Annotated in this window: 12 protein-coding genes and 2 tRNA genes; 7 read left to right on the plus strand and 7 right to left on the minus strand. The window is 67.2% G+C overall.

From position 1 onward, the window contains the following. Nucleotides 1–85 precede the first annotated feature (85 nt). Nucleotides 86–1066, minus strand: coding sequence for an acyl-CoA thioesterase (locus RCH15_RS06780; protein WP_326959323.1), 981 nt, complete (start codon nucleotides 1064–1066; stop codon nucleotides 86–88). Between the two features lie 63 nt (nucleotides 1067–1129). Between RCH15_RS06780 and RCH15_RS06785 the strand changes: the two genes are divergently transcribed. After that, nucleotides 1130–1789: a hypothetical protein gene (locus RCH15_RS06785; protein WP_326959325.1), complete on the plus strand. Its 660-nt coding sequence runs from the start codon at nucleotides 1130–1132 to the stop codon at nucleotides 1787–1789. Nucleotides 1790–1849: 60 nt separating this feature from the next. On the opposite strand, the gene RCH15_RS06790 is transcribed toward RCH15_RS06785, so the two are convergent. From RCH15_RS06790 to RCH15_RS06800, 3 genes are all read right to left on the minus strand, one after another. Next, on the minus strand, nucleotides 1850–2479 hold the full coding sequence (locus RCH15_RS06790) for a CG0192-related protein (protein WP_326959327.1): 630 nt from the start codon (nucleotides 2477–2479) through the stop codon (nucleotides 1850–1852). Nucleotides 2480–2645: 166 nt separating this feature from the next. Next, complete coding sequence (locus RCH15_RS06795) at nucleotides 2646–3104, minus strand: globin (RefSeq protein ID WP_326959329.1); 459 nt, start codon at nucleotides 3102–3104, stop codon at nucleotides 2646–2648. A gap of 4 nt (nucleotides 3105–3108) precedes the next feature. Beyond that, nucleotides 3109–3768: a mechanosensitive ion channel family protein gene (locus RCH15_RS06800; protein WP_326959331.1), complete on the minus strand. Its 660-nt coding sequence runs from the start codon at nucleotides 3766–3768 to the stop codon at nucleotides 3109–3111. Between the two features lie 147 nt (nucleotides 3769–3915). On the opposite strand from RCH15_RS06800, the gene RCH15_RS06805 reads away from it, so the two are divergent. Continuing rightward, complete coding sequence (locus tag RCH15_RS06805) at nucleotides 3916–4962, plus strand: NAD-dependent epimerase/dehydratase family protein (protein WP_326959334.1); 1047 nt, start codon at nucleotides 3916–3918, stop codon at nucleotides 4960–4962. Here RCH15_RS06805 and RCH15_RS06810 read toward each other — a convergent pair. Next, on the minus strand, nucleotides 4908–5447 hold the full coding sequence (locus tag RCH15_RS06810; protein WP_326959336.1) for an OsmC family protein: 540 nt from the start codon (nucleotides 5445–5447) through the stop codon (nucleotides 4908–4910). The genes RCH15_RS06805 and RCH15_RS06810 overlap by 55 nt on opposite strands. After that, entirely contained in the window at nucleotides 5444–8002 is a 2559-nt protein-coding gene (gene pepN / locus RCH15_RS06815; protein WP_326959338.1) for an aminopeptidase N, read from the minus strand. The genes RCH15_RS06810 and pepN overlap by 4 nt, the downstream gene beginning before the upstream one ends. A gap of 159 nt (nucleotides 8003–8161) precedes the next feature. On the opposite strand from pepN, the gene RCH15_RS06820 reads away from it, so the two are divergent. The 3 genes from RCH15_RS06820 to RCH15_RS06830 all read left to right on the plus strand — a co-directional run bounded on the left by RCH15_RS06820 (nucleotide 8162) and on the right by RCH15_RS06830 (nucleotide 10701). Then, the gene (locus RCH15_RS06820) at nucleotides 8162–9163 is read left to right on the plus strand and encodes a hypothetical protein (protein ID WP_326959340.1); all 1002 of its coding nucleotides are present in this window, start codon (nucleotides 8162–8164) and stop codon (nucleotides 9161–9163) included. Between the two features lie 150 nt (nucleotides 9164–9313). Further along, the gene (locus tag RCH15_RS06825) at nucleotides 9314–9805 is read left to right on the plus strand and encodes a ribose-5-phosphate isomerase (protein ID WP_326959342.1); all 492 of its coding nucleotides are present in this window, start codon (nucleotides 9314–9316) and stop codon (nucleotides 9803–9805) included. Then, a complete protein-coding gene (locus RCH15_RS06830; protein WP_326959344.1) occupies nucleotides 9805–10701 on the plus strand; it encodes an Fpg/Nei family DNA glycosylase in 897 nt (298 codons plus the stop codon). The genes RCH15_RS06825 and RCH15_RS06830 overlap by 1 nt, the downstream gene beginning before the upstream one ends. 51 nt (nucleotides 10702–10752) lie before the next feature. Here RCH15_RS06830 and RCH15_RS06835 read toward each other — a convergent pair. After that, nucleotides 10753–10823 (minus strand) — tRNA-Gly (locus RCH15_RS06835). A gap of 133 nt (nucleotides 10824–10956) precedes the next feature. Between RCH15_RS06835 and RCH15_RS06840 the strand changes: the two genes are divergently transcribed. Continuing rightward, nucleotides 10957–11031, plus strand: a tRNA-Pro gene (locus RCH15_RS06840). 67 nt (nucleotides 11032–11098) lie between these two features. After that, complete coding sequence (gene tig / locus RCH15_RS06845; protein WP_326959346.1) at nucleotides 11099–12502, plus strand: trigger factor; 1404 nt, start codon at nucleotides 11099–11101, stop codon at nucleotides 12500–12502. Nucleotides 12503–12507 lie beyond the last annotated feature (5 nt).

Raw genomic sequence — 12507 nt, forward strand, 5'->3', positions numbered from 1 at the left:
GGCGTGGATCAGCGCCATGCCGAACGCAGCGGGGACAGAAGAGGCCGGCACCCTGCAAGGGCGCCGGCCTCTATCATGCCGCGGTTCAGCCGCGGTCGGCCTTGCGCATCTGGTGCTCCAGGACCTTGGTCTGGACCGCGCCTTTGACCTTGCTTTTGAGGTCTGAGGGGACCCGGATCATGCCCTCCTGCGCTACTGTGGCCACATGCCGGCCGTCGCGGCTGAAGATCTTGCCGGTGGCCAGGCCCCTGGCGCTCTGGGCGCTGGGGGACTCCTGAACGTATAGCAGCCACTCATCCACGCGGACGGGACGGTGCCACCACATGGCGTGGTCCAAGCTGGCCACGGACATGCCCGGGGTAATCCAGCTCATCCCGTGCTTGCGCAGGATGGATTCCAGCAGGGTGTAGTCGCTCGCGTACGCCAGGGCGGCGCGGTGCAGTTCCGGATCGCTGGGCATCGGTCCGAACGTCTTCATCCACACGGCGTTGCGCGGTTCCTTTTCGCCCTTGGCCGAGACGTACAACGCCGGGTCGACGTGCCGGATGTCGAAGGGCCGCTCATAGGCCCAGTGCCGCGCCACCGGATGATCGAACTTGCCCAGCAGATCGGCCGTGCTGGGCAGCGACTCGGGGTCCGGAATCCCGGAGGGCATCTGGGACTGGTGCTCGATCCCCTCGTCCTCGTCCTGGAACGAGGCAATCATGGACAGAATGGGCATGCCCTCCTGATACGCGTGGACCCGGCGGGCGGAGAACGAGCGGCCGTCCCGCAACCGCTGGACGCCGAAGGTGATCGGCTTGTTGGCATCGCCCGGGCGCAGGAAGTATCCGTGCATGGAGTGCACGCCGCGGCCCTCGGGTACCGTCCGGCTCCCCGCAATCAGGGACTGGGCGAGCACCTGCCCGCCGAACACGCGGTGCCGGGGCTGCTGCTGTGAAGGCCCCATGAAGATGTCCTCATCCGTCCGGGCACCCTCAAGCTCGCCGAGGTTGAGCAGTTGGAGGAGCGAGGAGGTGGGGTCCTGGGTGGGCGGGCCCTGCAATCCGGCTTCGGCTTCAGTCATGGTTCGACTCTAGACGTCCCTCCGGCACCACCCCAAAGAGGCACAGCCGGTAGAGTCGGGATTGTGTCTGACCTCCTCACCCAGCCCCTGCAGTTCACCGATCCCCGCGACCTCGCAGATCTGCGCACCTTCGCCACCCGCGCCAAGTCGATCGACGACGGCGCCATCCGGCTTCAGGCGTCAGGGCAGGTGCTCGCCGCATACGTGTGCGTGCTCCGGCCACGGCTTTTGGGGGAGTCGACGCCGACAATCCTCGGACTGCGGACCATGGCCCTGGCACAGCCAGCCGACACGGACGTTACAGTTCCGATTTCGGCGGTGCTGGACAGGCTGGCACGCGCCGGCGGCGACGACGTCGAACTGCCGCTGCCGCCGGTGACGCTTACGGAATCGTGGGCCGGCGTGGGCGCACCCCGTACGGGGTGGGAAGCCGTGGCCACGCTGCCCGATTCCGCCCTGCGACGGTCCGCGGAGGCCGGCATCACCGAGATCGCCGCCATCATCCCGGCCAAGCCCGGCGCCTTGATCGTCAACAACGCCCGTGCCACCGTGTGGGGGAGAGAGCTGCCGGGCAGCGGCGGGCTCCCGCTGGGGGCTGCTTTCGCGGCCTTGACTCTGGGCTTCCTGGCCGACGGTGACCAACAGCTCTACCGGTCCGGACGCTGGTTCCGGCTCAGCGGAGCCCGGGGCCACGTCCTGGCCCGCACCGGTTCCGGGCTCTAGAACCTCTGTACTGGCCGGAGCCTGACGCCCCGGCCGGCCACCCGCGTGGCGCCCGCCCCGTCAGCGCCAGGTGACAGCCGCGAGGGTCACGGGCGCATCCTGGCCCGCCCAGGTGCCGGCGAGGGCGTGAGTAACGGCCTGCCCGTCCTCTAGCTGGAGCCGCCGGCTGATCAGCAACTCCAGTTCCCCGGCCCGGACGACGGTTCCCACATCCGTGTCCCGTGCCGTAACCAGGCCAACGACCGGAGGCACCGATCCGGGTTGTCCGGTGCTGTGCACAATCACGGACTGGGGCAGCGCCTCAAGCCTTCCTTCGACGTCGAGGTACTGTTCAGCCTGCGGCGCGCCCGCCAGGATGGCCGCGGCGATTGCCGCGGCATAGCTCGGATCCCCGCACGCGTCGTAAACCCACCGCTCGCCGAGGACCGAGTGCTGCATGGTTCCGATGAGGGACGACTCCGCGTCCGGCAGGGGTGCGCCCCGGTAGGTCAGCGGGACTTGAAAGACGGCCCCGTCAACGGCGGTGAGCATCGTTTCGATCCCCACTTCACCGGATGGATCATCAAAGCGGAACGAGCCCACCTTGCTCAGGGCGGCCGAGCCGCCTGCATACCAGGACTGGAGCGGCAGCCACCGTTCGAGGAGTTCCATCTTCGTGGGGTGCAGCTGTGCTTGATGAATGATCGCCATGAGAGTCAGCCTAACCGGCCCCGTCCCGGCTGGATAACGGTCTTTGCCGCTCACCGGTTTCCGCCCAAAACCTTGCCGGACTCATACTGGGCCGGGTATTCTGGGTGCAGAAAGACCCCGAAGGCATCCCCCCCAAGTGCCTCCGGGGTCTTTCCACGTTCTGCTTTCAGGGCCCCGATGGGCTGTTTACCATTGAGAGAGCCGCCCGCTCCATGTAGTCCCAGAGCGTTCCTTGGTGCAGGGGCGGGAGCTCCAGGGAGTCCACTGCGGTGCGCATGTGGTGCAGCCAGCGCTCCTTCGCCTCCGGAGTGACGCGGAAGGGCTGGTGCCGCATCCGCAGCCGGGGGTGCCCGCGTTCCTCGCCGTATGTCGTCGGGCCGCCCCAATACTGTTCCAGAAACATCAGGAAGCGACGTTTTGCCGGGCCAAGGTCCGCTTCCGGATACATGGGCCGCAGCAGTGGATCAGTGGCCACACCGTCGTAAAACACATCGATGAGCTTCACGAACGTTTCGTGGCCGCCCACGGCGTCGTAGAAGTTATCCGTGTAGCCGGGGCGGGCGAACGGATCGTTCTGCAACAGCTGCTTGGGTTGACGGGGTTCGGCGGCGCTGGGGATGGTCATGGTTCTATTCTCCGGCCTTCTGCTGCGGCGCAGCGTCGGCGTCGTCGGCAGCCGGTGTTTCGGGCGGAAGGTAGGTTCCCTGGGAGCGGTTGCCCACGCGCAGGATCTCGCCGTTCCGCAGGTACCAGATGGTGCCGTCTTCGGCCCGGACCCGCGTGATCCGCAGGTTCATTTGCTCCACCGTGCCCACCACCTCAGAGGTCTCGATGATGTCCCCGATGCCGTACTGGTCCTCGATGGTGATGAAGATTCCGGCCAGGAAATCCCGGATCAGCTGCTGTGCGCCGAAGCCGATGGCGATACCGAGGATACCGACGCTGGTCAGGATCGGCGCCACGTCCACGTTCAGGTTTTTGAGCACATAGACGCTGGTGAGGACGGCCACCAGGACGCCCACCACGCTGTTGAGCAGAGCACCGATGGTGTTGGCCCGCTGCACCCGGCGTTCATGGTCGAGGGCGCGGAAGGCAGGAGCCACCCAACGGAAGTGCGGTTTCTTGAAGAACGTGCTGCCGGCGGCGACGCGCTTGGTGATGCCTGCGATGATGAACGACGCCACCAGCCAGATGGCGACGCCGACCCCCAGACTGATGAGGACACCGGGGACGTTGATGGCCGAAATGTCCGGAGGGATGATGGGCTCGATAGTGGTCAGGCTGATCATGGGCGCGGGAGTGCTCCTTGTTGCTACATCGGGTTGCTACACCTGGGTTGCTACATCAGGGTTGCTGCGAGCTGGTGCGTGCGGCCGGCGTTCGCCGGGCGCAGAACGCTCTGGTTTCCTTCAACATTAGCGCCGTAGCGTGGGGCCATGCGCATCCTGGTTCTTGGCGGCACAGCGTTCCTGTCCGCAGAAATAGTCCGCACGGCCCTGGCTGCCGGCCACCACGTGACTGCCCTGGCGCGCGGCACCGTTGTTCCGCCGCCCGACGCCGCCACCTGGCTGCGTGCGGACCGGTCGGACGGCGCCGGCGCCTATGCACCTGCCCGCGCAGAAGCCCCCGCCGGCGGATGGGACGCCGTCATCGAGGTGTCCCGGCACCCTGGCCAGGCTCGGGAGGCGCTGGAGGCGCTGGCAGGATCGGCCCGGCACTGGACCTTCATTTCCAGCCTGTCCGTCTATGCCGACCACTCCCGGGCCGGGGCCGCCGAGGACGCCGCGCTGCTGGCGCCGCTCGCTCCGGACACGGAACCGAACCCCGAAACCTACGGCGAAGCCAAATCGGCCATTGAGCATTGGACGGCGGAACTCGCGGGGGAGAAGGCGCACATTTGCCGGGCCGGCCTCATCGGCGGCCCGGGCGACGGGTCGGACCGTTACGGCTACTGGCCGGCCCGCTTCGCGCGGGACGGGGATCCGGTGCTGGTCCCGGACATTCCCGCGGACGCCACGCAGGTCATCGACGTCCGGGATCTTTCAGCGTGGGTGCTCGTCGCCGCGGAAACCGGTGTTACCGGGGCACTGAATGCCGCTGGCGAGCCGGTCCCGTTCGCGGCCTACCTCCAGGAAGCGCGCGAGCTCGCCGCCGGCACCGCCGAGGCGGTGGCTGCCCCGGCAGACTGGCTCGTAGCCCGCGGCGTGAACTACTGGGCCGGTCCGGAGTCGCTGCCGTTGTGGCTGCCGCCCGGCCACGACGGTTTCGCGACCCGCAGCAGCGCCGCGGCCCGGGCGGCGGGACTGCTCACCCGGCCCTGGCCGGCCACCCTGCGGGACACGCTGGCAGATGAACGCCGCCGCGGACTGGGCCGCGACCGCCGGGCCGGCCTGAGCCCGGACACCGAGCGCCGGCTGCTGCGCGAGTTTCAGGCGGAGCTTCCGTCCTCCTGCACGCCGTCCTCGTGCACGCCGTCGACTTGAACCCCGCCAGCCGGGCCGACGGCGGCCGAGGCCTCGTGCAGCACCGGGAAGTTGACGCTCCTGGCGATGAAGCACACCGCGTTGGCCCGCCGGTGCAGGTCATCGAGAACGTCCGCCGCCACGGGTTCCGCCAGGGTCACCCGCGGCCTGAGGGTGACCGATTCAAACTGCCCGCTGCCGTCCCGGTTCGTCCGCATCAGCCCTTCGGCCCGGTCCTCGTAGGCCGTGACCAGCACGCCATGCTTGACGGCCACATGCAGGAAGGACAGCATGTGGCACTGGGAAAGTGCAGCCACCAGCAGTTGCTCCGGGTTGTAGCGGTTCCGGTCGCCGTGGAACGTCGGGTCCGCGGAGCCCCGCAGGACAGGCAGCCCCGGAACCTCGACGTCATGGTCGCGGGAATAGCCGCGGTACGACGCCGTCCCCTCGCCCAGGTTCCCGGTCCAGCGGACCGTCAGCGTGTAGCGGTGCTCGCCGAGGCTCATGCGCCGACGTCGGCCTGGCGCGCGCGCAACGCCCGCGCCACGCCGTCGCGGTTCTCCAGCATCATCCGCCGCAGTGCATTGCTGTCCGCCGGCAATGACGCGAGGAACTCATCGGTCCGGTCCACCGTCGCCTGCGTGGTCAGCTGCGCCGGGTAGAGTCCGACGACGATCTGCTGCGCCAAAGCGTGTGTGCGGTCCTTGACGACGCCCGGCACAGCCTCGAAGTACTTCTCGGCGTAGGGCTCGAGCAAGGAGGTGTCCAGCACCCGGGTGAAGCCGGTCACGGCCGAACCCTGCAGCGCGTTGGACAGCTCACCCTTGAGGACGATCGAGTCCCAGGCCGCGGCTTTGGCCTCGGCGGTCGGGATGGCCGCCGTGGCCAGGGCCGCCGCGTTTTGGCCGGTGGAGGTGTTGTCCTGCGCCAGCTCGGCGTCGATCATCTCCTTTCCGGCGCGGCCGCCGACCACCAGGGACGTGATCAGTTCCCAGCGCAGATCCTGGTCAACGGTGAGGCCGTCCAGGCCCAGGCTGCCCCCGAGCAGACCGGCGACGGTGTCCAGCTGCCCGGCGCTGCGGGCCAATGAGGCGTACGACTTCACGAACTGCAGCTGCGCGTCAGAGCCGGCCGGGACTCCCGAAGCGAGGTCCCAAAGCCGGTCGGCGGCGGCGGTGATGGCGGAGTCCTTGTACTCGGCGGCCACGTAGAAGTTCAAGGTGGTCGCCAGTTGGCGCAGTTGGACCAGGATCACGGAGGAATCGGATTCCTCGGCGATGTTCGCCAGGATCAGTTCCACATAACCGCGGGCAGGGGTCTCGCCGTCGCGCGCCGCGTCCCATGCCGAGCCCCACACGAGGGTGCGCGGGAGGCTCTGGCTGAAGTCCTTGAGGTGCGCCGTGGCGGTGGCAAGGGATGCCGGGTCGAGGCGGACCTTGGCGTAGGCGAGGTCGTCGTCGTTGAGCAGAATCAGGTCCGGCCGGGCGAGCCCGGCCAGCGCGGGCACCTCGGTGCGGGCGCCGTCGACGTCGAGCTCCTCGCGGTGGACGCGCTCCAGCTTCCCGGCATCGTCGACGTTATAGAAGCCGACGGCGAGCCGGTGCGGGCGGAGGGTCGGCTGGCCCTCGGGCGCCGACTGCAGGATCGCGAAGGCGGAGATCGTTCCGTGCGCGTCGACGGACAACTCGGGCTTGAGCGTGTTGACGCCGGCGGTCTCCAGCCACAGCTGTCCCCACCGGTCCAGGTCGCGGCCGCTGGCCTTTTCCAGCTCGGCCATCAGGTCGCTGAGCTCGGTGTTCTGCCATGCATGCTTGCGGAAGTACTCGCGGACGCCGGCCATGAATTCTTCCGGGCCCACCCAGGCCACCAGCTGGCGGAGCACCGAGGCGCCCTTCGCGTAGGTGATGCCGTCGAAGTTCACCTCGACGTCCTCCAGGTTGTTGATCTCGGCGAAGATCGGGTGGGTCGTGGGGAGCTGGTCCTGGCGGTAGGCCCAGGACTTCTCCACCGAGGCGAAAGTGGTCCAGGCGGAATCGAATTCCGTGTTTTCGACGGCGGCAAGGTGGGACATGTACTCGGCGAAGGACTCGTTGAGCCAGAGGTCGTTCCACCAGCGCATGGTCACGAGGTCCCCGAACCACATGTGGGCCAGTTCGTGGAGCACGGTGATGGCCCGGCGCTCCACCTGGGCGTCGGTGACCTTGCTGCGGAAGACGTAGCCTTCCAGGATGGTCACGGCGCCGGCGTTTTCCATGGCCCCGGCGTTGAACTCCGGCACGAAGAGCTGATCGTACTTCTCGAACGGGTACGGGCAGCCGAACTGCGCCTCGAAGAACTCAAAACCCTGGCGGGTGAGTTCAAAGATGTTCTCCGCGTCAAGGTACTGCATCAGGGACTTGCGGGCGAAGACACCCAGCGGGGTGACCTTGCCGTTGGCGGCAGCCACTTCGCTGCGCACCGACTGGTACGGCCCGGCGATCAGGGCCGTGACGTAGGAGGAGAGCCGCGGCGTGGGGGCGAACTCCCACACGGAGCGGGCGCCGCCGTCGGTGCCGGGAATGGTCTCAACGGGGGCCGGGGTGGGGGAGTTGGAGATGAGGTCCCAATGCGACGGGGCGGTCACCGTAAACGTGAAACTGGCCTTGAGGTCGGGTTGTTCAAAAACGGCGAACATCCGCCGGGAATCCGGAACCTCGAACTGGGTGTAGAGGTACACCTCCTGGTCCACGGGGTCCACGAAGCGGTGCAGTCCTTCGCCGGTGTTCATGTACGGTGCCTCGGCCACGATCAACAATTCGTTCTCGGCTTCGAGCTCCGGCAGCTGGATCCGGATGCCGTCGGAGACCTCCGCCGGGTCGAGCTCGCGCCCGTTCAGGGTCACACTCTGCACGGCGTCGGTGACGGCGTCGATGAACGTCGAGGACCCCGGCGTCGCCGCGAATTTCACGGCGGTGGTGGTTCCGAAGACTCTTTCTCCGCGGGTGAGGTCCAGCTCGACCTCGTAGGAGTCGACGGCGATCAATTCGGCGCGCTCGCGTGCTTCGGCGCGCGTCAGGTTCATTCCGGGCAAAGTGGGGCCTCCAGTGCTGCGGTGGGATGGAACTGCTAGATACTGTGAAGTTATTCTTTCACTTCTGTGGCGCTTGCCAAACAATCCGGGCGAATCGTCCGGTTCCACCAAGATACCGAAGGCTGAATCGTCGGGGGTAGCGTTGAGGGCATGGGAAAGTTTCGCGATTCCGTCGACGTCAGGGCGCTGCGCTTCGCCGTGGGATTTCCACTGATGCTGGCGGTGGCGTTCCTGGTGTGCGCCTTCCTGCTCCGCTCCGACCTGCCGGAACCGCTGGCCGTTCGCTGGGCGGAGGGCGCCGCCGCGGACTTCGCGCCGTTTGGAATGGTGGCCGGGGTGGGGGCGGCGCTGATCGTGCTGCTCGGCGGAGCCGCACTGATACAGGCGGTCCCGCTGTCCCGTCCGGCCCTGATGCGCCGGATCATGATGGGCGCCGGGTTGTCCCTCAGCCTCTTCGTCACCACCGTCCTGGCTGCCGTTCTAGTGGGGCAGGTGGGCCTTGAGAACGCGAGGCAGGCGCAGGTGGACGTGGCCGTGCTCGCCATGGGCAGCGGAGCGTCCCTGGGCCTGGGCATTGTGATGGGCTTCGTCTTCAAAGCCGATGAACGCTGGTCCACGGATGACGACCGGGCCATGGCCGAAGCCTTGGCCCGGGAGGTGGACCCCGACCTGGCCCGGGATTCAGTGAGCTTGTGGGTTCATGCCCGCAGTTCGGTCTTCGTGATGCTGGGAATCGCCACCCTGTTTCCCGCCGCGCTACTGACGATCGCAGTCCCGTGGCTGGCCGCACTCCTCGCCGCGCTGGCCCTTGCCGGCGCCGCGTGCCTGTTCGCCCGCATCCGGGTGGACCGCAGCGGCCTGCGGGTCTTCGCCGCCGGCTTCGTGCGGGTGATGGATGTACCGGCCGCCGCTATTGAGTCGGCGACGCCGAAAAACATCAGGGCCGCCGACTTCGGCGGATGGGGATACCGCAACCACGGCACCACGACTGCCCTGCTGGTCAGCAGTGGAGCGGCCGTCGTCGTTGACCGCTCCGACGGGCGGACCCTGGCCGTCAGCGGCGGGAGTGCCGCGACAGCGGACAACATGGCCCAGGTGATCTCGCGGGTGGCAGCACGCGCACGGCGGACCGGCGGCACCGCCCACCCGTGATGCACGGCCGGCGGGCAGGCGGTCCTGGCATAGCCGCCGCCGACCCGCCAGCCCGTGGTCAGGCCCCGCGCCCTAGTAGGCTGGGAACAGCCCTTCGTCCTCCCTGCAGCCGCTGGAACCTGCCGGTCTGCCCCACTGAAAGGATCCGCCGTGACCCCCTCTGACCTCCCGCGCGTGCACATTGCCACCGACCATGCCGGCATGGAACTCAGCGCCCACCTCGTCCGCCACCTGAGCGCCGGAGGCTACGACGTCGTCGATCACGGGCCCAAGGCCTACGACGCCCTCGATGATTACCCGTCCTTCTGCATCAACGCAGCGCTCGCTGTGGTGGCCGACCAGGAAGCCGGCACCAGCGCCCTCGGAATCGTGCTGGGCGGCTCGGGCAACGGCGAACAAATCGCCGCGAACAAGGTTAAGGGCGTCCGTGCCGCACTGGCCTGGAACCTGTCCACCGCGAAGCTGGCCCGCGAACACAATGACGCCAACGTGGTCGCCGTCGGCGGCCGGCAGCACAGCGTGGCGGAGGCCACGGAAATCATCGAGGCGTTCCTGACCGAGCCTTTCAGCAACGACGAACGCCACGTCCGCCGGATCGGCAAGATTGCCGCGTACGAGCGCAGCGGCGAGGTTGTCGACTAGTGCCGGAGGGTCACTCCGTCCACCGGCTGGCACGCCAGTTCGGGGACGTCTTCGCGGGGGAGCGGCTTGCGGTGACCAGCCCGCAGGGGCGCTTCGCCCAGGGCGCGGCACTGCTGGACGGTCACATCCTCATTGGCTCCACCGCGCACGGGAAGCACCTGTTCCTGGAGTTTGAGAACAGCCTGATCCTGCATGTCCATCTGGGCCTCTATGGTGCGTCGAACTTCGGCGGCGACGCCAGCTTCCGGGGCGCGTCCAGCATCGGTGCGCCCCGCCGGGTGGGGGAGCGGGAGGTCCGCGACGACGCCGGAGCTGACGATCCCGCCTACGCCGGCCCGCCCGATCCGGTTGGCGCCGTCCGGGTGCGGCTCACCAGCGCCCACGGCTGGGCCGATCTGCGCGGGGCCACCACCTGCGAGACGATCACCGACGCTGAGGCCGCTTCCGTGCTGGATCGGCTCGGTCCCGATCCGCTGCAGAATCTGGCCGGGAACCGGGAGTCCTTTACCGAGGCAGCCCTGGCCAAACGCACGCCGATCGCGGCCCTGCTGATGGACCAAAAGGTCATTGCCGGAGTCGGCAACGTCTACCGTGCCGAAGTGCTGTTCCGGCAGGGCCTGGACCCCTGGCTGCCGGGAACTGCGCTGCCGGCGGTAGCGGCGCGCCGGCTCTGGGATGACACCGTGGCGGTGATGTCCGACGGCGTCCGCGACGGACGGATTGTCACCACCCCGCCGCGTTACTGGACCGCATCTGAGGGGTTGCCCGCCCCCGAGGATTCCCACTTCGTCTACCGCAGGCAGGGGCTGGACTGCCGTAACTGCGGAACGCCGGTGGCTCTGGCCGAACTCGGCGCCCGCAAGCTCTACTGGTGCCCGTCCTGCCAGTCGGCTTAGGATTCCGGCACAAAAAAGCCCCTCCGAAGAGGGGCTATTTGTCATTTTCGGAGGGGACGACGGGAATCGAACCCGCATCATCAGTTTGGAAGACTGAGGCTTTACCACTAAGCTACGTCCCCGGGACGTTGCGGGATTCCTCCAGCAAAACTTCCGGGCGGCTGTTGAAGCCGGATACAACTAAACCTAATTCAGGACCCCGGTGTCAAATGTGCAAACCGGCACCATTTGACCGTAGACTGTTCTGTGCACTTACGGGGTGTAGCTCAGCTTGGCTAGAGCGCCTGCTTTGGGAGCAGGAAGTCGCAGGTTCAAATCCTGTCACCCCGACTCTGCAGGTACTGCCACACCACGGCGGTGCAGAACCCAACCCCCTAAAGCCAGGAGTACTTAGACTGTGAAGAGCGCTGTCGAGAACCTCACCCCCACGCGGGTCAAGCTCAATGTTGAGGTCCCTTTTGAGGAATTGAAGCCCAGCATCGCAGAGGCATACAAGACTGTTGCTTCGCAGATCCAGGTCCCGGGTTTCCGTAAGGGCAAGGTCCCATCCAAGCTCATCGACCAGCGTGTGGGCCGCGGCTACGTGCTGGAAACAGCCATCAACGAAGGCCTCAACGGCTGGTACCAGGCGGCCGTTCAGGAAACCGGTATCCGTCCGCTGAGCCGTCCCGAGGTTGAGATCACCGAGGTTCCGGACCCGTCCGCCACCGATGGGGAGCTCAAGTTCCACGCCGAGGTTGACGTCCGCCCCGAGATCGAGCTGCCCGACTACGCCGGCATCAAGGTTGAAGTTGCTGCCGCTGAGTCCACCGACGCGGATGTCGATACGGCCCTGGACGAACTGCGCGGCCGCTTCGGCACGCTGAAGTCCGTGGACCGCCCGGCCGCCGACAAGGATTTCCTGTCGATCGACATCACCGCCACGATCGACGGCGCCGAGGTTGACTCCGCCGCCGGTCTGTCCTACCAGGTGGGCGCCGGCACCATGCTCGAAGGCCTCGACGAAGCCGTCACCGGCCTCAGCGCCGATGAGGATGCCATCTTCGCCACCACCCTCGTAGGCGGCGAGCACGCCGGCGAGTCCGCCCAGGTCAAGGTCGTCGTCAAGTCCGTCAAGGAGCGCGAGCTGCCCGAGGCTGATGACGATTTCGCCCAGCTGGCCTCCGAATTCGACACACTGGCCGAACTCCGCGAGGACCTCGCGAAGCAGGCCGCCGAGTCCAAGGTTGTTGAGCAGGGCGTTGAAGCCCGCGACAAGGTCCTCGACAAGCTCGTTGAGCTCGTCGCGGTTCCCGTTCCGGCGTCCGTCGTTGAAGAGCAGATCGAGCAGCACTTCAACGCTGAGAACGCCCACGGCGAAGGTGACCACGACACCGAGGAGCACCGCGCCGAGGTCAAGGCCAACACCGAGCGTGCGTTCCAGAACGAGATCATCCTTGACGCCATCGCCGAGAAGGAAGAAGTCAACGTCAGCCAGAACGAGCTGATCGACTACATCGTCACCACCGCCGGCCAGTACGGCATGGACCCGAACCAGTTCGCCCAGATCATTGATCAGAGCGGCCAGGTCCCCATGATGGTCTCCGAGGTCCGCCGCCGCAAGGCACTCGCCGTCGTCCTCGGCCAGGCCGAGGTCACCGACTCTGAGGGCAACGCAGTTGACCTCAGCGACTTCGTCCGCCCCGGCGACGAAGAGTCAGGCGTTGAGGCAGCTGACGAGATCGAGGCCGAGGATTCCGCTTCCGACGAAGCAGCTACCGAAACCGTCCGAAACGACGACCCGGCAGCAGCGAAGTTCTAGCACTT

The sequence above is a fragment of the Arthrobacter sp. MP_M4 genome, from assembly GCF_035984855.1.
GTDB lineage: Bacteria > Actinomycetota > Actinomycetes > Actinomycetales > Micrococcaceae > Arthrobacter.